The organism is Massilia sp. BKSP1R2A-1 (genome assembly GCF_050586525.1).
Taxonomy (GTDB): Bacteria; Pseudomonadota; Gammaproteobacteria; order Burkholderiales; family Burkholderiaceae_D; genus Telluria.
The window spans coordinates 248,910-266,965 of record NZ_JBOBRE010000003.1 but is presented as its reverse complement, the minus strand read 5'-3'; the positions used below and the strand labels follow the sequence as shown (position 1 = coordinate 266,965).

General features: G+C 67.3%; 17 protein-coding genes. 14 read left to right on the top strand and 3 right to left on the bottom strand.

Translation table 11 applies throughout. The features are described from left to right. Window positions 1–25: 25 nt before the first annotated feature. The 7 genes from ACQ7JA_RS06815 to ACQ7JA_RS06785 all read left to right on the top strand — a co-directional run bounded on the left by ACQ7JA_RS06815 (window position 26) and on the right by ACQ7JA_RS06785 (window position 6,412). Window positions 26–886 (top strand): STAS domain-containing protein, encoded by an 861-nt coding sequence (locus ACQ7JA_RS06815; RefSeq protein WP_430895886.1) that lies wholly within the window; start codon window positions 26–28, stop codon window positions 884–886. A 10-nt stretch (window positions 887–896) separates the two neighbouring features. Next, complete coding sequence (locus tag ACQ7JA_RS06810; RefSeq protein WP_430895884.1) at window positions 897–1,253, top strand: STAS domain-containing protein; 357 nt, start codon at window positions 897–899, stop codon at window positions 1,251–1,253. Further along, on the top strand, window positions 1,253–1,720 hold the full coding sequence (locus ACQ7JA_RS06805; RefSeq protein WP_430895882.1) for an anti-sigma regulatory factor: 468 nt from the start codon (window positions 1,253–1,255) through the stop codon (window positions 1,718–1,720). Before ACQ7JA_RS06810 ends, ACQ7JA_RS06805 begins: the two co-directional genes overlap by 1 nt. Next, entirely contained in the window at window positions 1,708–2,739 is a 1,032-nt protein-coding gene (locus tag ACQ7JA_RS06800; RefSeq protein ID WP_430895880.1) for an ATP-binding SpoIIE family protein phosphatase, read from the top strand. Before ACQ7JA_RS06805 ends, ACQ7JA_RS06800 begins: the two co-directional genes overlap by 13 nt. Then, window positions 2,736–4,106, top strand: a complete 1,371-nt coding sequence (locus ACQ7JA_RS06795; RefSeq protein WP_430895878.1) for an ATP-binding protein — start codon at window positions 2,736–2,738, stop codon at window positions 4,104–4,106. The genes ACQ7JA_RS06800 and ACQ7JA_RS06795 overlap by 4 nt, the downstream gene beginning before the upstream one ends. Beyond that, window positions 4,103–6,001, top strand: coding sequence for an ATP-binding response regulator (locus tag ACQ7JA_RS06790; RefSeq protein WP_430895876.1), 1,899 nt, complete (start codon window positions 4,103–4,105; stop codon window positions 5,999–6,001). Before ACQ7JA_RS06795 ends, ACQ7JA_RS06790 begins: the two co-directional genes overlap by 4 nt. A 93-nt stretch (window positions 6,002–6,094) precedes the next feature. Then, a complete protein-coding gene (locus ACQ7JA_RS06785) occupies window positions 6,095–6,412 on the top strand; it encodes a DMT family transporter (protein WP_430895874.1) in 318 nt (105 codons plus the stop codon). Between the two features lie 181 nt (window positions 6,413–6,593). On the opposite strand, the gene ACQ7JA_RS06780 is transcribed toward ACQ7JA_RS06785, so the two are convergent. Both ACQ7JA_RS06780 and ACQ7JA_RS06775 read right to left on the bottom strand, forming a co-directional pair. After that, complete coding sequence (locus ACQ7JA_RS06780; protein ID WP_430895872.1) at window positions 6,594–8,009, bottom strand: M16 family metallopeptidase; 1,416 nt, start codon at window positions 8,007–8,009, stop codon at window positions 6,594–6,596. A gap of 10 nt (window positions 8,010–8,019) precedes the next feature. Then, entirely contained in the window at window positions 8,020–9,408 is a 1,389-nt protein-coding gene (locus ACQ7JA_RS06775; RefSeq protein ID WP_430895870.1) for a M16 family metallopeptidase, read from the bottom strand. Between the two features lie 359 nt (window positions 9,409–9,767). Between ACQ7JA_RS06775 and ACQ7JA_RS06770 the strand changes: the two genes are divergently transcribed. Together ACQ7JA_RS06770 and ACQ7JA_RS06765 are read left to right on the top strand one after the other, a co-directional pair. After that, window positions 9,768–10,553 (top strand): GIN domain-containing protein, encoded by a 786-nt coding sequence (locus tag ACQ7JA_RS06770; protein ID WP_430895868.1) that lies wholly within the window; start codon window positions 9,768–9,770, stop codon window positions 10,551–10,553. A gap of 92 nt (window positions 10,554–10,645) precedes the next feature. After that, window positions 10,646–11,257: a tetratricopeptide repeat protein gene (locus tag ACQ7JA_RS06765; protein WP_430895866.1), complete on the top strand. Its 612-nt coding sequence runs from the start codon at window positions 10,646–10,648 to the stop codon at window positions 11,255–11,257. 132 nt (window positions 11,258–11,389) lie between these two features. Here ACQ7JA_RS06765 and ACQ7JA_RS06760 read toward each other — a convergent pair whose 3' ends face one another. Then, window positions 11,390–12,736, bottom strand: a complete 1,347-nt coding sequence (locus ACQ7JA_RS06760; RefSeq protein WP_430895864.1) for an SGNH/GDSL hydrolase family protein — start codon at window positions 12,734–12,736, stop codon at window positions 11,390–11,392. A 270-nt stretch (window positions 12,737–13,006) separates the two neighbouring features. Between ACQ7JA_RS06760 and ACQ7JA_RS06755 the strand changes: the two genes are divergently transcribed. The 5 genes from ACQ7JA_RS06755 (at window position 13,007) to ACQ7JA_RS06735 (ending at window position 18,053) form a co-directional block, all read left to right on the top strand. Then, complete coding sequence (locus ACQ7JA_RS06755) at window positions 13,007–15,313, top strand: FdhF/YdeP family oxidoreductase (protein ID WP_430895862.1); 2,307 nt, start codon at window positions 13,007–13,009, stop codon at window positions 15,311–15,313. Further along, window positions 15,310–16,173 carry a formate dehydrogenase accessory sulfurtransferase FdhD gene (gene fdhD / locus ACQ7JA_RS06750; protein ID WP_430895860.1) on the top strand — a complete coding sequence of 288 codons (864 nt, stop codon included), beginning with the start codon at window positions 15,310–15,312 and terminating at the stop codon, window positions 16,171–16,173. Before ACQ7JA_RS06755 ends, fdhD begins: the two co-directional genes overlap by 4 nt. A gap of 136 nt (window positions 16,174–16,309) precedes the next feature. After that, window positions 16,310–17,302, top strand: coding sequence for an MYG1 family protein (locus tag ACQ7JA_RS06745; RefSeq protein WP_430895858.1), 993 nt, complete (start codon window positions 16,310–16,312; stop codon window positions 17,300–17,302). 43 nt (window positions 17,303–17,345) lie between these two features. After that, window positions 17,346–17,570, top strand: a complete 225-nt coding sequence (locus ACQ7JA_RS06740; RefSeq protein WP_430895856.1) for a hypothetical protein — start codon at window positions 17,346–17,348, stop codon at window positions 17,568–17,570. Between the two features lie 27 nt (window positions 17,571–17,597). Then, a complete protein-coding gene (locus ACQ7JA_RS06735) occupies window positions 17,598–18,053 on the top strand; it encodes a hypothetical protein (RefSeq protein WP_430895854.1) in 456 nt (151 codons plus the stop codon). Window positions 18,054–18,056: the final 3 nt, after the last annotated feature.

The window sequence follows — 18,056 nt, the reverse complement described above, 5'->3', positions numbered from 1 at the left end:
CAATTATTACAATAGGGATGGAACGATGACGACGATGGATTACGCGACCCAAATCAGCCAGTTGATCCAGGACCAGCAAGGTGCGATCGCAGCCGAGTGGCTGGGACAACTGGAAGCCCTGCTCGTGCGCAGCAGCCCGGGCGCCAGGGAGCAACTGCGTAGCCATACCCAGCAATTCCTGAGCGCCCTGGCGGCGGCCACCCGCGGCGGAGAGCTGGACAACATCGACCACCGTTCCTGGGACGAGGTGCGCGACCTGCTGGCCGACATCTCCTCCAGCCGCGCCAAGGCGGGCTCGACCCCGAGCGAAACCGCAACCTTCATCTTCTCGCTGAAGCAAGCGCTGTTCGGGCGCCTGCGCCAGGGCTTCGAAGGCGACGCCGAGGCGATCGCAGCGGCGTCCTGGACCATCAGCACCCTGCTCGACAAGCTGGGCCTGTACACTATCGAGGTGTTCCAGAAGACCAAGGACCAGATCATCGTGCGGCAGCAGCAGGAGCTGCTGGAGCTGTCGACGCCGGTGGTCAAGCTGTGGAACGGCATCCTGGCGCTGCCGCTGATCGGCACCCTGGATTCGGCCCGCACCCAGGTGGTGATGGAGAACATCCTGCAGAAGATCGTCGATACCGGCGCCTCGATCGCCATCATCGACATCACCGGCGTGCCGACCGTGGACACCCTGGTGGCCCAGCACCTGATGAAGACCATCGCCGCCGCGCGCCTGATGGGCGCCGACTGCATCATCTCCGGCATCCGCCCGCAGATCGCCCAGACCATCGTGCACCTCGGCGTGAACCTGGAAGACGTCACCACCAAGGCGACCCTGGCGGACGCCTTCGTGGTCGCGCTCGAGCGCACCGGCACCTCGGTCATCAGCAAGGCATAAGGCCAGGCACATGGAACGCATTCCTATCCTGCGCATGGGCGACCTGCTCCTGGTGACGATCCAGGTCGACATGCACGACCGCCTCGCCATGCAGCTGCAGGACGACCTGACCGAGCGCATCGTCGCGGACGGCGCCACGGGCGTCCTGATCGACATCTCGGCGCTCGACCTGGTCGACTCCTTCATCGGCCGCATGATCAGCAATACCGCCGCCATGGCGCGCGTGCTCGACGCCCGCACCGTGGTGGTCGGCATGCAGCCGGCCGTGGCGATCACCCTCGTCGAGCTGGGGCTGACCCTGCACGGCGTGAAGACCGCCCTGAACGTCGAGAAGGGGATGGCCCTGCTCGGAAAGAACTTCCTGTGATGATCGACGCGCAATCCAGTGCAGTCCTGTTCGAGACCGCCTTGCTGGACCGCCTTCGGCAGCACCGCACCGCACGCCTGACCCTGCGCCTGCGCTCGGACGAGGACGTCGTGGGCCTGCGCAAGCAGGTGCGTGAACGGGCGGTGGTGATCGCCCTGTCGCTGGTCGACCAGACCAAGCTGGTCACGGCGGCAAGCGAACTGGCGCGCAACACCATCAAGTATGGCGGCGGCGGCGAGGTTCACCTCGAGAGCCTGGCCGACGGCATCCGCAATGGCATTGGCCTGCTGTTCGTCGACGCCGGCCCCGGCATTGCCGACATCGACAGGGCGCTGCGCGACGGTTACACCACCGGCGGCGGCCTGGGTCTCGGCCTGGGCGGCTCCAAGCGCCTGGTCGACGAATTCGAGATCGACAGCCGTCCTGGCGAGGGTACTGCCGTACTGGTAGTCAAATGGAAGCGCTGATCAGCTCCCTCACGCGGCAGCAGGTATTCGCGATCACCCATGCCAGCGACATCGCCGCCGCGCGGCGCGCCGGCCAGCGCCTGGCCGACGAGCTCGGCTTCGACGAGACCCGTGCCGGCCAGCTGGCCCTGATCGTTACCGAGGCCGGCACCAACATCCTCAAGCATGCGGGCGAGGGCGAGATCCACATCGGTCCGGCGCAGTCGGCCGCCGGCGTCGGCGTCGACGTGCTGGCGGTCGACAGCGGGCCGGGCATCATCGATGTCGATGCCTGCCTGGTCGACGGCATGTCCACCGCCGGCACCTCGGGCACCGGCCTGGGCGCGCTGCGCCGCCTGTCCGACGAGTTCGACGTCTACACGCAGGCCGGGCGCGGCGCCGCCTTCTTCATGCGCCTCTGGCGCGACGTCCCGGCGCCGCAAGCCTGCGGCGTCGAGATCGGCGCCCTGTGGACGCCGATGGCGGGCGAGGAGGAGTGCGGCGACGGCTGGGCGGTGCGCTGCGACGCGCAGGGCGCCACACTGCTGGCCGCGGACGGCCTGGGACACGGCCCCGAGGCGGCGCGCGCGGCTGCCGCGGCGATCAAGACGCTCGGTCGCCACCCCGCGCTGCCGGCGGGCGAGCTGATGCATGCCGCCCACGAGGCGCTGCGCCCGACCCGTGGCGCCGCCCTGGCGACCGCGCGCATCGATTTCGCGGCAAGCGAGCTGCGCTTCGCCGGTGTCGGCAACATCGCCGGCTGCGTCATCGGCGACAACCGCCGTCCGCTGGTCTCGCATAACGGCATCGTCGGCCACAATATCCGCAAGGTGCAGGAGTTCGCGCTGCCTTTCGAGCCCGGCGCCCTGTGCATCATGCATTCGGACGGCATCCAGACCCAGTGGGACCTGGCCCAGTATCCCGGCATGGCCGGGCGCAGCGCGGTGCTGATCGCGGCGGTGCTGATGCGCGACTACATCCGCCGCCGCGACGACGCCATGGTGCTGGTGGTGCGCCGTCTCCAGGGAGGACAGGCATGAACGTGCAACGCATCCTCAGCGTGGCCCTCGACGTCGACCAGGACGTGGTGCTGGTGCGCCAGCGCGCGCGCCAGCTCGCGGAACTGCTCGGCTTCTCGCAGCAGGACCAGGTGCGCATCGCCACCGCCGTGTCGGAAGTGGCGCGGGTGGCCTGCCACCGGGGTTCCGGCGGGCGCGCCGCCTTTGCCCTGGTCAGGTCCGGTCCGCACCAGCAGCTCGAAGTGACCGTCAACCCGGGCGTCGGGCCGCGCAAGGCTTCCAGCCCCATCGGCCTGCAGGAAGGCATCACCCGCTCGCTGCCGGAACTGGCCCTGATCACGGCGAACCGCCTGATGGATTCCTGCGACGTCGAGCCGGAAGAGGGCGCGGCTACCGCCATCACCATGCGCAAGGCCTTGCCGCCCCAGATCATGGTGCAGTCCTGGCAGTTGGCCGACATCAGCGAACGCCTGGCGGCCAGCCCGGTCGCCAATACCCTGCAGGAACTGCAGCTGCAGAACCAGGAACTGGTGGCGACCATGGCCGAGCTGCGCGAGCGCCAGGAAGACCTGCTGTCGCTGACGCGCGAACTGGAAGACACCAACCGCGGCATCGTCGCCCTGTACGCCGAGATCGAGGACAAGGCCGAGCGCCTGCGCCGTGCGGACGAGATGAAGTCGCGCTTCCTGTCGAACACCAGCCACGAGCTGCGCACCCCGCTGTCCTCGATCCGCGCCCTGGCCCAGCTGCTGCTGGACCGCATGGACGGCGACCTGACGACCGAGCAGGAGCGCCAGGTGCAGTTCATCTCCAGGGCCGCCAACGACCTGTCGGAACTGGTCAACGACCTGCTCGACCTCGCCAAGATCGAGGCCGGCAAGGTCGAGGTGCACCTGGCCCCGGTGGTGGTCGAGAACCTGTTCCGCGCCCTCAAGGGCATGCTGCGTCCGCTGGTGGACGAGGGGCGGGTGGAGCTGGTCTTCGAACCCTCCGAGGTGGTGGAGGCGTTCGACACGGACGAGGGCAAGATCTCCCAGATCCTGCGCAACTTCATTTCGAATGCCCTGAAATTTACCGAGCGGGGTAGCGTGACGGTGAGCGCGACCCACAACGCGGCGGACGACACGATCGCTTTCGCGGTCGCCGACACCGGGATCGGCATCAGCCCGGACAACCTGCAACTGATTTTCGAAGAATTCAGCCAGATCGAGCATCCGCTGCAGCGGCGCAGCAAGGGCACGGGCCTCGGCCTGCCGCTGTGCCGCAAGCTGGCAGGCCTGCTGCATGGCCGGGTGGACGTGGTGAGCACGCCAGGCGCCGGGTCCACCTTCACCTTGACGCTGCCGCGCCGCTTCCCGGAGCCCGATCAAGACGGAAACGAATCATGACACCGCAATCGACCCTGATCCTCAACGTTGACGACAACGACGGCGCCCGCTATGCCAAGAACCGCATCCTGCAGGGCGCGGGCTACGACGTGGTGGAGGCGACCAACGGCACCGACGCGCTGGAAATGGTCAAGCGCCTGTCGCCGGCGCTGGTCCTGCTCGACGTCAAGCTCCCGGACATCAACGGCATCGAGGTATGCCGCCGCATCAAGTCCAACCCCGACAGCAGCATGGTGCTGGTGCTGCAGACCTCGGCCGCGCTGACCGGGCGCGCCGACAAGATCCGCGGCCTGGAGGGCGGCGCCGACAACTACCTGGCCGCGCCGATCGAGGCCGACGAGCTGATCGCCAACGTCAACGCGCTGCTGCGCATGCACCAGACCCAGGTGCAGCTGCGCGACAGCGAGGAGCGTTTCCGCCAGATCACGGACAATATCGACGACGTGTTCTGGATGTTTTCCGTGCCCGAGGGCAGCCTGGTCTACGTCAGCCCGGCCTATGCCGACATCTGGGGCAGGAGCGTGGACTCGCTGCGCCAGGAGCCCGGCGGCTGGCTGGACGCCGTGCATCCGGACGACCGCGAGCGCGTCCAGGAGCGCTGGAGCCGCCTGCTGGATGCGCCGCACTACGACGACGAATTCCGGATCAGCGCGCCGGACGGCGGCACGCGCTGGGTGCGCGACCGCCTGTTCGCGGTACGCGATACGCGCGGCGCGGTCTACCGCGTGGCGCGCGTGACCAGCGACATCACGGCGCGCAAGGAGATGGAAGCGCTGCTGCGCGTGGCCGACCGTAACAAGAACCAGTTCCTGGCCACGCTGGCGCACGAGCTGCGCAACCCGCTCAGTCCGATCCGCAATGCCGCTGCGCTGCTCGGCGCCACGGGCGACGGTCCCGGCGCCGGCGAACGCCAGGCGCGCGCCCGCGAAGTCATCACGCGCCAGGTCGACCACCTGGCGCACCTGGTCGACGACCTGCTCGACGTGGCCCGCATCTCGGAAGGCAAGATCGTGCTGCGCACCGAGGACGTGGACCTGGGCGCCGTGATCAACCAGGCCATCGAGACCGCCGCCCCGCTGATCGCCGCGCGCGAGCACCAGCTCGAGGTGCAGCTGCCGAAGGAAGAGGTATGGGTCTCGGGCGATCCGGTGCGCCTGGCCCAGTCGATCGGCAACCTGCTGCACAACGCCGCCAAGTTCACGCCCAAGGGAGGGCGGATCACGCTGTCCGTCAGCCTGGCGAACGAGGACCGCGTGCGCATCTCCGTGCGCGACAACGGCATCGGCATCGCCGAGGACAACCTGCCGCGCATCTTCGGGATGTTCACCCAGGTCGAGGTGCCGCCGGACCGCGCTCCGGAAGGCCTGGGCATCGGCCTGTCGCTGGTCTCGCACCTGCTGGAACTGCACGGCGGCAGCCTGGAGGCGAGCAGCCCCGGCATCGGCCTGGGCAGCACCTTCACCATGGAGCTGCCGCTGCTGCGCGTCGCCTCCGCCCAGGCCGAGGAGCCGCACGGCGCCCAGCCCGGAAGCGACGGCAGCGGCATGCGCGTGCTGCTGGTGGACGACAACGTCGACGCCATGGAAATGATGGGCTTCCTGCTGGCCGAGATGGGCTACGAGACCTGCACCACGTCGGACTCATCCCAGATCGAAGAGCTGGTGCTGCGCCACAAGCCGCAGGTGATCGTGCTCGACATCGGCCTTCCCGGCGTGGACGGCTACGAAATCGCGCGCCGCATCAAGAATAACCCGGCCATGGCCGGCATCCGCCTGGTGGCGCACACCGGCTATGGCTCGCCCGAAGACCGCCGCCGCGCCCAGGAAGCGGGCTTCGACGCCCACCTGGTCAAGCCGGCAGAGCTGGATGACCTGGAGAAAGCGCTGAAAGGCTGATTCGGCTAGAATGGCGGGACAGGAGGAACGGCCTCCCCCCGCAGTGGGAACAATGACCGGGACGGCCCGGCTTTTCGAAAGGAGAGCCGGATCATGGCTTGGTTGATGTTGTTTGTTGCAGGTATCTTCGAAGTGGTATGGGCGGTGGCGATGAAGCAGTCGGAAGGCTTCACGCGGCTCATGCCCACCGTCGTCACGCTGGCCGGTATGGTGGTCAGCTTCGTGCTGCTGTCCGCGGCGATGCGCACGATTCCCCTCGGTACCGCTTACACGATCTGGACCGGCATCGGCGCGGTCGGGGCATTCCTCGTCGGGATCACGGTGCTGGGCGAGCAGCTCAGCGCGATGCGGGTCATCGCGGCGGTGCTGATCGTCAGTGGCCTGGTCCTGATGAAGCTGTCGGCTGACTGATGCCTTCGTAGGGTGGGCGGATTCCGCCCACGCGTTCAACTACATGGTGAATTGACGCGTCTCGTCCATGCTTCCGCTGCTTGAACGCGTGGGCGGAAAACCGCCCACCCTACGTTAAAGACGCCATGAAAAACAAAAAACCGCAGAGCATGCGGGGTTTTGCAGGGCGCCTGGCGTTGGATTACTTGTCCGTCACCGTGAACTCACCGAAGGCCTTGAGCTGCTCGCCCACCGCCTTCTGGTCGCCCACGACCACGATCGACTGGTTCTCCGGCGCGTAGTATTTCTTCGACACGTCGCGCACCTGTTCCGGCGTGACTTTCTGGATGCGCGGCACGTATTCGCCGAGGAACTCGGCGGGCAGGCCGACCAGCCAGTTGGAGGCCAGGGTGCCGGCGACGGCGCGCTGGAGCTGGTTGCTGATCATGTAGCCGCCGGCCACATAACGCTTGTTCATCTCCATTTCCTTGGCCGGCACCAGCGCGCTGCCGATGCGCTTGTACTCGCTGAAGAACTCGTTCAGCGCCGCGCCGGTCACCTCGTTGCGCACGTCGGCGCCGCCGATGATCGAGCCGCCCGCGCGGTTCAGGCGCGCGCCGGCCGAAGCGCCGTAGGTGTAGCCCTTTTCCTCGCGCAGGTTGATGTTGACGCGGCTCGAGAAGCCGCCGCCGAGGATGGTGCTGGCCAGGCGCAGCGGGATCTGGTCCTCGCTGCTTGCGGCAATGCCGGGGCTGCCCAGGCGCAGGGTCGACTGCACGCTGCCGTCGCGCTGCAGCAGGATGCGCGCCGGTTTGGCGGCGGCCGGCGCGGGCGCGATGTCGGCGATCGACGGGCCGCTGGCCTTCCAGTCGCCGAAGGCCTGTTCGGCCAGTTTGAGAGCATCGGCTTCCTTGACGGGGCCAGTGATCACCAGCAGGGCGTGGTCAGGACGCATGCGCTTGGCGTGTTCGCTGCGCAGCATGTCCTGGGTCACGGCATTGATCGCTTCCACCGTCGGGGTAGTGCGGCTGTACGGGTGCTCGCCGTAGACGGCGCGGCTGATCGCGCGCTCGGCGCGGAAGGTCGGCTGGGTCTCGGAGACGCGCAGCGACTGCAGCGCATTGGCCTTGGCCAGCTTGACTTCGTTTTCCGGGAAGGACGGCGTGCGCGCCACTTCGGCCAGCAGCTGCATCATCGGGGCCGACTGCGAGAGCAGGGCGTTGGCCGAGACGACGATGCCGTCCGCGGTGGCGCTGGCGGCGACCGAGCCGCCCATGCCCTGGGCCGCTTCGGCGATCGCGCGCGAGTCGCGCTTGTCGGTGCCTTCGTTGAGCAGGCCGGCCAGCATGTTGGCGAAGGCCGGCGTCGCCGGGGCGTCGGCCGCGAAGCCGGCGCCGCGCACGGCCAGCACGTAGTCCACGCGCGGCAGACCCTTGCGCGGCACGACCCAGACCGTGAGGCCGTTCTTCAGGGTGCTCTTGGTGATCTTCGGGACCGGGATCGGCTTGTCCTTGCCGTAGGCCGGCATGGCAAGTTCCTTCGCGGCGGCGGGGGCTGCGGCGTAGGCCATCGGCGCGAAGGCGGCCGTGACGGCGATTGCGAGCATCAGTTTCTTCATGATGCGCTCCTTATTGTGCAGCGCCGGTCGGCGCGTTGGCAGGGGCCGCGAGCATCGCGGCCGGCTTGCGGTCGATGACGGTGCGGTTGCTCGACACCAGGTAGGTGCGCACCGCGCGCTGGATGTCTTCCGAGGTCACCGCTTCGATCCAGCCCGGGATCTGGTTGACGACCTTGGCGTCGCCCCACAGCACCTGCATCTTCGCCAGGGTGTCGGCGCGGTTGATGAAGCTTTCCAGCTGGTTGTTCCAGTCGGCCAGGATGCGGGTTTTCACGCGCTTCAGGGTCGCGTCGTCGACGCCGTTCTGGGCGACCTTGGCGATCTCCTCGTCCATGGCCTTGAGCATGGCGTCGGCGCTGCTGTTCGGCTTGTACAGCGCGAACACGGTCATCACGGTCGGACCGTCGTATTCGAAGGGACCGGTCAAGCCGAACAGGGTGTCGACGTTCAGCGCGATCTCGCGGCCCTTCACCAGGCCCTGGTAGAACAGGGAAGCGTCGCCGCCGCCCAGCAGTTCGCCGACCACGGCCATGGCAGCCTGGTCGCGGTGGCCGCGTGGCGGCACTTTCCAGGCCACGGCCACTGCCGGCACCTGCGCCAGGGCGTCGCTCTGCACCACGCGCTTTTCAGCCGTATTCAGGCCTTCGCTGAAATCGGTCGGCTTCGGAGTAGGGCGGGACTTGATGCCGCCGAAGTACTTCTGCGCCAGCGCGAAGCCCTGTTGCGGGGTGATGTCGCCGGCGATCGCCAGTACGGCATTGTTCGGGCCGTAGTAGTCGCGGTGGAAGGCGCGCACGTCGTCCAGGCTGGCGTTTTCCAGGTCCTGGAAGCTGCCGTAGCCGTCGTGGCTGTTTTCCCATTTCTGGAAGGCGTGCTGGTTGATGTCGAGCCAGTAGAAGCCGCCGTAGGGCTGGTTCTTCACGTTCACGCGGATCTCCTCCTTCACCACGTCCTGCTGGTTCTTCAGCGTGGCCGGGTTGAAGTCGAGGGTCTTCATACGGTCCGCTTCCAGCCACAGGATCGGTTCCAGCGCCGACACGGGCGCGGTCTCGATGTAGTTGGTGTAGTCGGGGCGGGTCGAGCCGTTGTTGCGCCCGCCGCCGGCGGTGATGGTGGTGTCGAACACGCCTTTCTTGGCATTCGGGGTGCCCTGGAACATCAGGTGCTCGAACAGGTGGGCGAAGCCGGTGCGGTTCTTCGGTTCCAGGCGCATGCCCACGTGGTAGACGACCGACACGCCGACCGTCGGCGAACTGTGGTCTTCGGTGACGATGACGGTCAGGCCGTTGTCGAGCTTCTTGACGTTGATCGGCAGGGTCCACTGGTCGCTTGATGCGGCGAAGGCCGACAGCGAAAAGGTGAGCCCGGCCAGCAAAACAGGTAATTGGCGCATGCGCATGGGTGACCTCGAGAATGAACGCAGAACGGGACTGCGAAGTGAATTGTTACCCATTTGTCTCCATGGGTTTGTACAGACGGCGTCGTCGTGCGCTGCATCTTAGCGTAGAGGCATGCCAATAAGTAATCTTTTTTCGCATGCATATCCATGATTTTTTGCGATAAATCTATTGTTGTGTCGATATTGCGCAACAAGCATCCGTCCACGCATACGTCACCCTGGACCGCGATTTGTGCAGTTCATCGCAGGCAGGTAGGTATGCGATGACAAAATCGATATAGTTGCAACATACCAAGATCGGCCATGGCTGCGCGCCCCGGGCTGTCGCTAAACCAAAGAACATGTATTCGGAGAATTCAATGACAAACCTTTCCAAGCCGGGCCTCGCCTTCATGGCCCTGTGCGCCTCGCTGCTCGCGAGCATCGGCGTCGCCAGGGCGGCGCAGGAAGCGGCGACCGAGACCCGGCCCGTGGATGCGCGTGTGGTGCGCGTCAAGGTGGATGGGGTGGTGGACATGAAGATTCGCCAGGGCGCGACGCCGATGCTGGTGCTCACGGGCGATCCGCGCCTGCTGGGCAAGACCACCACGCTGCAGAGCGGCGACACCCTCAACATCGGCACCGAGACCAAGGGCGTGAGCATCAACCTCGGCCGCAGCATGGGGCTGCACGCGGAGCTGACCCTGCCGAACCTGCGCGAGGTAACGTCCGAGAGCGTGGGCGGCACCGTGGTCAACGGCTTCTCGGGCGACGAGCTCGAGCTCAACCTCGATGGGGCCGGCTCAATGAATGTATCATGTAATTACAGGGTCCTGAGCGCCAACCTGGGCGGGGTCGGCAGCATGCGCGTCAACGGCATCAACAGCGAGAGCGTCGAACTGAATTTGCGCGGCGCCGGCTTCGTGACCCTGTCCGGGCGCAGCCGCCAGCTCAAGGCCGAACTGGGCGGACTGGGCGGCCTCGATGCCCAGGCCTTCTCGGCCGAGAACGTGACCCTCGAGCTGTCGGGACTGGGCAATGCGACCATCACCGCCAAGGAGAGCGCCAACCTGACGCTGTCCGGCCTGGGCTCGGTGACGGTGCACGGCAAGCCGGTCAACCGCAAGGTCAGCGTCGACGGCCTCGGCAAGGTGAGCTGGAAGTAAAGACCAGAACTAGAACACGCAGCACAACAAGAACAAGGTGAGTCCTCACGAGGACAAGGGTACGTAGAGATCCTGAATTCCCTGCACGAGACATGAAAAAACTATTCGTAGCGTTCGCGTTCGCCCTCGGCCTGCAGGCCGGTGCGCATGCGGGCTTCGCGGAAGGAGCCAGCGCCTATAACGCGCGGAACTACGCGACAGCACTGAAAGAGATCGTCCCGCTCGCCAAGGCCGGCCATGCGGACGCCCAGCATTTGCTGGGCCTCATGTATTACATGGGCCGCGGCGTCACGCGCGACTACAAGCAGGCTTTCGCCTGGCACCACAAGGCCGCCCTGCAGGGCAAGTCCGACGCGCAGTACGTGGTCGGCGCCATGTACTACACCGGCAACGCCGTCCCGCAGGACCAGCGCCACGCCGTGACCTGGTTCCGCAAGGCGGCCGAGCAGGGCCACGCCGAGGCCCAGCATGCGCTCGGCCTGATGTACCGCTACCACCAGGCCGGCATGCCGCAGGACATGGTGCTGGCCTATATGCTGTGGAACCTCGCCGCCGCCGCCGGCAACCACAACGCGGTCGAACAGCGCGCCGCGATCTCGCGCCAGATGACGCAGGAGCAGATCGAGGAGGCACAGTCGCTGTCACGCACCTGGAGGCCGGGCAGGCCGCTGCCGACGACGTCACGCACGGGCTCGAACTCCTGACCAGAACCGCCGGCGTGACCGGCGGTTTTCGTAGGGTGGGCAGGTTTCCTGCCCACGCGTACAGATCACGTGTATTGGCCGCTCCGTGGCCCTCATCGATTCGCTGAACGCGTGGGCGGCGGACCGCCCACCCTACTTGACGGGCGCGGCTGCCTTGGCCGCACTCCTGAACAAATTCAAGGGCACCGCATTCCCCATCGCCTGGTAGCCGAGATCGTTCGGATGCAAATGGTCCCCGCTGTCATACGCCGGCAGGAAGCGCGTCGGATGCGCCGGGTCGCGGGTGGCGCGGTCGAAATCGATCACGGCGTCGAACTCATCGTTGTTGCGGATCCAGTTGTTCACGGCCTGGCGCACGGCTTCCTTCTCGGCCGAGTAGTAGCCCGCCCCTTCGAACGGCGTCAGGGTGGCGCCGATCACGCTGATGCCCTTGGCGCGCGCACGCAGGATCAGCTGGCGGTAGCCGGCGATCAGGTCGTCGCTCGTTACCGGGCTGGTGGCCGAGCTGTTGCCGATGTCGTTAATCCCGATCAGGACCACCAGGTAGCGCACGCCGCTTGTCGCCAGCACGTCGCGGTCGAAGCGTTCCTGCGCACTGCGCCCGGCCAGGGTATTCGGCGAATTGCCCAGCAGGCGGTTGCCGCTGATGCCGCGGTTGAGGATGCCGAAGCGGGCATTGATGCCGAGGACCGGGTCGCGCTCGGTCTGCAGGCGCCGCGCCAGCCAGTCGGGCCAGCGGTTGTTGGTGTCGGGCGTGCTGCGGGTGCCGTCGGTGATCGAGTCGCCCAGGGTGACGATGGTGGGCCCTGGCGAATCGACGTCGACTTCGGTGAGGAAGGGCCAGACCTGGATGGTGCGCTGCACCGGCAGCGTCGGCGCGGCCGTGAAGTTGCCGGACAGGGAAACGTAGTTGGTCTGCAGCGCCAGCTGGTGCACGGTGGTGGCCTGCACGGTCCCCGGCAGGTAGAGGCTCACGGCCAGATCCGATAGCGGCGGCACGTTCAGCTCCACCGGATCGGACAGCGCCGGTGCGCCGGGCGGGATAGTGACGAAGCTGCGGCCCCCGAAGGTGAGGGCGCGGTCGGTGCCGGCCGCGACATCCGAACCGGCTGCGCGCAGGCCGATGCGCGCGGCGCCGATCGTCAGGGGCGTGCTGCCCAGCTCATTCGACACCCGGATGCGCACCCGGTTGCCGCCGATGCTGGTGTGGACGATCAGGCGCAGCGTCTGGTCGGTGAAGGTCTGCAGGCTGGTGTCGGGCGGCGGGCCGGCCGGCGCGGTGCCCCAGGCGCCAAGCCAGTGTTCGCTCTGCCATCCCTGTGCTCCGGCCGGCTGGCTGCTCAGGGCGATGGCGGCGGCCAGCATGGCGGCGGACAGGAAGAGGCGGCGCCGCGGCGGCTGGACGCTTGATGTGGGGAGGGTGAAGGCGGCCGCCAGGCGCTGCGCGGCGTGGAGAAGGGCGGGCAAGATGCGGTTCATCGTGTGCTCCCGAAAAGGCGCCCATGCAATACGCATGAGCTCGCATGATCAATCTACCCAGCCGGTGGGGCATGGACAAGAAGGCAAGGAACTCCGCCTTTGCGCCGCATCGAACGCGGCAAGGATTAACATTCCTGCAAGAATTTTCCATGACGCCCGGGGAAATGTTGTACCCCGCTTGACCCGGCGATTGCCCTCGACTGTTCGGCGGCGCACCGAGCAATGGCCTTGAGGCGGCTACGGTAGGCCATCGATGCGCAAGGAGCAGACATGAGCAATCACTCGGGGAAGGACGTGAAGATCGGCCACGCGACCATGCCGGCGGGCGGCTGGGGTTCGCTGGCCAAGGTGTCGACCATCCTGCTGGACCAGCGTGTGCCGATCAAGGACAGCCGCCTGCTGCTCAAGCAGAACAAGCCAGACGGCTTTGCCTGCGTCAGCTGCGCCTGGGCCAAGCCGGCCAATCCGCATCCCTTCGAGTTCTGCGAGAGCGGGGCCAAGGCCACCGCCTGGGAAACCACCAGCAAGACCATTGGCGCCGATTTCTTCGAGCGGCACACTGTCACCGAGCTGGAAGCCTGGGACGACCATACGCTGGAAGACCAGGGCCGCCTGACCGTGCCGCTGCGCTGGGACGCAGCCAGCGACAAGTACCGCGAGGTGAGCTGGGAGACGGCCTTCGCCGAGATCGGCGCCGCCCTGCGTGGCATGGCGAGAGAACAGGTGGTTTTCTATGCATCGGGCCGCGCCTCGCTCGAGACCTCCTATATGTATTCGCTGCTGGCCCGCATGTACGGCAACAACAACCTGCCGGACAGCTCGAACATGTGCCACGAAAGCACCTCGGTCGGGCTGCGGAAGACCATCGGCGTGCCGGTCGGCACCGTGGTGCTGCACGACTTCGAGGAGACCGACTGCATCTTCTTCTTCGGCCAGAACGTCGGCACCAACAGCCCGCGCATGCTGCACCAGCTGCAGGAGGCGCGATCGCGCGGCGTGCCCATCATCACCTTCAACCCCTTGCGCGAGCGCGGCCTGGTCAGCTTCACCAATCCGCAGTCGCCGGTGGAGATGCTGACCGGGCACGAGACCCCCATCAGCACCCAGTACCACCAGGTCAAACCTGGCGGCGACACGGCGGCCATCATGGGCCTGTGCAAGGCCGTGTTCGACCGCGACGACGCGGCCCAGGCGGCCGGCGGGCAGCGCGTGCTCGACGTCGCCTTCATCCAGGAGCACACCCAGGGCTTCGCCGAGTTCGAGCAGTCGGTGCGCGCCTGCGGCTGGATCGACATCGAGCGCGAATCCGGCCTGCGCCGCGCCGACCTCGAGGCGGCGGCGGAGGTCTACTGCGAGGCGGGCGCCGTGATGGGCATCTACGGCATGGGCCTGACCCAGCACCGCAACGGCGTGCAGAACGTGACCATGATCGTCAACCTGCTGCTCCTGCGCGGGAACATCGGCAAGCCCGGCGCCGGCGTGTGCCCGGTGCGCGGCCACTCCAATGTGCAGGGCCAGCGCACGGTGGGCATCACCGAGAAGCCCGAGCTGGCGCCGCTCGACAAGCTCAAGGAACAATACGGTTTCGAGCCGCCGCGCAAGGCGGGCATGAACACGGTCGAAGCCTGCGAGGGCATCCTGGCCGGCAAGGTGGAGGCCTTCGTCGGCCTGGGCGGCAACTTCGTGCGCGCGGTGCCGGAACGCGGCCTGATGGAGAAGGCCTGGCGCGAGATTCCGCTGACGGTGCAGATCGCCACCAAGCTCAATCGCAACCACGTCATCCACGGCAAGGCATCTTACCTGCTGCCTTGTCTGGGCCGGATCGAGATCGACCGCCAGGCCGGCGGGGAGCAGGACGTAACGGTCGAGGACAGCACCGGCTGCATGCACGGCTCGCGCGGGCGCGCCGCGCCGGTGGCGTCTACCCTGCTGTCGGAAGCTGCCATCGTGGCCGGCATCGCCAAGGCGACCCTCGACCCGAACCCGAAAGTGGACTGGGACCGTTGGGTGGACGACTACGGCCTGGTGCGCGAGGCCATCGCCGCGACCTATCCCGACATCTTCCACGACTTCAATGCGCGCATGTGGACGCCGGGCGGCTTCCGCCGGCCGCTGGGCGCCGCCCACCGGGTCTGGAAGACCGAATCCGGCAAGGCCCACTTCACGGCGCCCGAAGCCCTGCAGGGCAATCCGGACCTGCGCGGCGGCCCGCAAACGCTGCGCCTCTTCACCGTGCGCAGCGACGGCCAGTTCAACACGACGATCTACAACTACGACGACCACTTCCGCGGCGTGCAGGGCAGCCGCATGGTGCTGTTCATGGCGCGCGCGGACGTGGCGCGCTACGCGCTGCGCGAAGGCGAACTGGTGTCGCTGCGCACGGCGGCCGACGACGGTGTCGAGCGGCGTGTCGATGGCCTGGCGGTCGTGCCCTACGACGTGCCGGAAGGCTGCATCGCCGGCTACTATCCGGAACTGAACGCCCTGATTCCGTTGTGGCACCACGCGAAGGAGAGCAAGGTGCCGGCGGCGAAGGCGATCGACGTCATCCTGGAGCGCGGCGGGAGGCTGTCTTGAACGCGGGCGAGGGTTTCTTCGCGCCGCCCGGCGCCAGCCGCCTGCCGGCCGCGCGCTGGCGCGAGGGGGTGTGCGAAGACGGCGCCGAACTGGTGGCCGAGGAAGTGCCGGTGGCCCTGGTATATAACGGCATCAGCCATGCGGTGATGCTGGCGTCGCCCCTGGACCTGGAAGATTTCGCAATCGGCTTCTCGCTCGGCGAGCGCATCGTGCGCAGCGCGCGCGATATCTACGAACTCGAGGTGGAGGAGGGCGCCCACGGCATCGCGATCGAGATGCGCATTGCCGGCGACGCCATGATGCGGCTGAAGGAAACGCGGCGCGCGCGTACGGGCCGCACCGGCTGCGGCCTGTGCGGCGTGGAGAGCCTGGCGTGCTTCGAGACTGATGCATTCGATCCACCGCGCGAAGCATCGGCTGTGCGCTTCGAAGCGGGCGCGCTGCACCGGGCCATGGCCGCGATGGCGGCACGCCAGGAACTGCATCACGCGACCGGCGCCGTGCACGCCGCCGGCTGGGCGAATGGCGACGGAGAGCTGCGCTGCGTGCGCGAAGACGTGGGCCGGCACAACGCGCTCGACAAGCTGGTGGGCGCACTGGCGCGCGACGGTATCGATACGGCGCAGGGTTTCGCGGTGGTGACGAGCCGCGCCAGCTTCGAGATGGTGCAGAAGGCGGCGCGCGCCGGCATTCCCTTGCTGGGTGCGATCTCGGCGCCGACCGCGCTGGCGGTGCAGCTGGCCGAGCAGGCCGGACTCACCCTGGCCGGTTTCGTGCGCGGCGGGCGCCATGTCATCTACAGCCACCCGGAACGCGTAGGGTGGTCGGCTGCGCCGACCGCGCGTGCAAATACACGGTGAGATAAGGCGCATCGTATATTCACACGCCGCTTGAACGCGCGGACGGGAATCTAGTCCACTGGACTAGATTCCCCCGTCCACCCTACGAGCTATCGGAGTATGATGCGGCCTTCGCATCAAGCATCCTGGAGTATTCATGGTCATCGTGACCCACAACGGCAAGTTCCACGCCGACGACGCATGGGCGGTGGCCGTCCTGCACATCCTGTTCCCTGAAGCGGAAATCGTCCGCACCCGCGACCCGGCCACCATCGAGGCGGGCGACTTCGCCGTCGACGTCGGCGGCGTCTGGGACCCGGCCACGGGCCGTTTCGACCATCACCAGAAAGGATTCGACGGCGTCCGCATGTCCGGCGTGCCCTATGCCAGCGCCGGTCTGGTCTGGCGCGAGTACGGCGCGCGCTGCGTGGCCGCGCTGGCGCTCCAGCACGCCGGCCAGCAGCTCGACGAAGAGACTGCGCAGCAGATGGCCTATGCCATCGATGGCGACATCGTGCAGTACCTGGACCTGTCGGACGTCGGCGCCGCCAAGAACGCGCCCGGCGGCTATGGCCTGTCGGCGGTGGTGTCGGGCTACAACCCGAACTGGATGGACGAGGAACGCCTCGGCTACGGCGCGGAGGCGGAGGCCTTCCGCCTGGCCCAGTTCCGCAAGGTGATGGCCTTCCTCACCGACGTGATGGCCAACGCCGTCAAGTACCGCGTCGGCGCGACGCTGGCCCTGTCGCAGGTGCGCCAGGCCGAGGTGCTGGAGAACGGCCGCCTGCTGTTCCTGAAGAACGCCGCGCTGCCCTGGACCTCGGTGGTGCGCAAGGAAATGCCGAAGGTGCTGTTCGTGATCAGCTACAGCCGCTCGGAAGACCGCCACATGCTGCACGCGGTGCCGGCGACCGTCGACACCTTCGACGCGCGCGCCGACTTGCCGGAAAGCTGGGCCGGCCTGCGCGACGCGGACCTGGCCGCGGTCACCGGCGTGGCGGACGCGAAGTTCTGCCACAACGGCCGCTTCATCGCCGCGGCCAAGTCCTACAACGGCGCCTATGCGATGGCGCTGCAGGCGCTGGAGGCGGTCGACAGCGGCGCGACGCCGCTCTTCGTTCCGCGTCCGCCCGTCACGCCCATGAGTTAAGTACGGCACCGTCATCTCGCGGTGGAGATCGTATCTTGGACCCATGGCCAAGATCGTTTCCACCAAAAAGCTCTACGCCATGCAGCGTATGTCGGCCGCCCTCAAGCGTGCATCGGCGGCCCGGCCCTTCGGTCCGGACACCGATCGCGCGCTGCGCTGGGCGGCGGCCTGGGGCATGAGCGCGGGCATCCGGACCCCGCACACGCGGCTGCGGCTGCGGCGCGATACCTTGCTGGGCGTCGATCCGGGACTACATCGCGGAGCTTGATACACTGTCGTTCCAAAGGGGACGAACATGATTGCCAAACGCTGGCTCAAGCATACCGCGGCGGGGCTGCTCGACAGCTTTGTCAGCCGTAACAACGATTTCATCGGCTACTGGGCGCCGGGCGTGCTCTATACGGAGACGCTGGCGACCGGCATGCGGGTCAAGCTCGACCTGCTCCGCGTCGCCGCCCAGCCCGGCACACCGGCATCCCTCGCTGCGGCGCAGTACTGGTCCGCTTATCTGCGCGATGCGCTGCATCGGCACGGCAGCGGCGTCGACGATCTGCAGACCGCGACCGTCTCCCTGGCCTTCGGACTGCCTCCCTTGCCGCTGCCGAGCTATTACATGAGCGGCGGCGAGCCCTTCTCCTGTTCCGTGCGCCTGGTGTCGCGCGGTGGCGACGCCGTCGAGCGGGAAGCGCTGCGTTCCTGCCTGCCGCACCTGTCGCACGACGGCCGCCGCAGCACCCGCTACCGCGCCTGAGGC

Bases quoted from the DNA above. Each gene is read 5' to 3' on its own strand.
- ACQ7JA_RS06815 (WP_430895886.1), top strand. From the start codon at position 26: ATGACGACGATGGATTACGCGACCCAAATCAGCCAGTTGATCCAGGAC.
- ACQ7JA_RS06810 (WP_430895884.1), top strand. From the start codon at position 897: ATGGAACGCATTCCTATCCTGCGCATGGGCGACCTGCTCCTGGTGACG.
- ACQ7JA_RS06805 (WP_430895882.1), top strand. From the start codon at position 1,253: ATGATCGACGCGCAATCCAGTGCAGTCCTGTTCGAGACCGCCTTGCTG.
- ACQ7JA_RS06800 (WP_430895880.1), top strand. From the start codon at position 1,708: ATGGAAGCGCTGATCAGCTCCCTCACGCGGCAGCAGGTATTCGCGATC.
- ACQ7JA_RS06795 (WP_430895878.1), top strand. From the start codon at position 2,736: ATGAACGTGCAACGCATCCTCAGCGTGGCCCTCGACGTCGACCAGGAC.
- ACQ7JA_RS06790 (WP_430895876.1), top strand. From the start codon at position 4,103: ATGACACCGCAATCGACCCTGATCCTCAACGTTGACGACAACGACGGC.
- ACQ7JA_RS06785 (WP_430895874.1), top strand. From the start codon at position 6,095: ATGGCTTGGTTGATGTTGTTTGTTGCAGGTATCTTCGAAGTGGTATGG.
- ACQ7JA_RS06780 (WP_430895872.1), bottom strand. From the start codon at position 8,009: ATGAAGAAACTGATGCTCGCAATCGCCGTCACGGCCGCCTTCGCGCCG.
- ACQ7JA_RS06775 (WP_430895870.1), bottom strand. From the start codon at position 9,408: ATGCGCATGCGCCAATTACCTGTTTTGCTGGCCGGGCTCACCTTTTCG.
- ACQ7JA_RS06770 (WP_430895868.1), top strand. From the start codon at position 9,768: ATGACAAACCTTTCCAAGCCGGGCCTCGCCTTCATGGCCCTGTGCGCC.
- ACQ7JA_RS06765 (WP_430895866.1), top strand. From the start codon at position 10,646: ATGAAAAAACTATTCGTAGCGTTCGCGTTCGCCCTCGGCCTGCAGGCC.
- ACQ7JA_RS06760 (WP_430895864.1), bottom strand. From the start codon at position 12,736: ATGAACCGCATCTTGCCCGCCCTTCTCCACGCCGCGCAGCGCCTGGCG.
- ACQ7JA_RS06755 (WP_430895862.1), top strand. From the start codon at position 13,007: ATGAGCAATCACTCGGGGAAGGACGTGAAGATCGGCCACGCGACCATG.
- ACQ7JA_RS06745 (WP_430895858.1), top strand. From the start codon at position 16,310: ATGGTCATCGTGACCCACAACGGCAAGTTCCACGCCGACGACGCATGG.
- ACQ7JA_RS06740 (WP_430895856.1), top strand. From the start codon at position 17,346: ATGGCCAAGATCGTTTCCACCAAAAAGCTCTACGCCATGCAGCGTATG.
- ACQ7JA_RS06735 (WP_430895854.1), top strand. From the start codon at position 17,598: ATGATTGCCAAACGCTGGCTCAAGCATACCGCGGCGGGGCTGCTCGAC.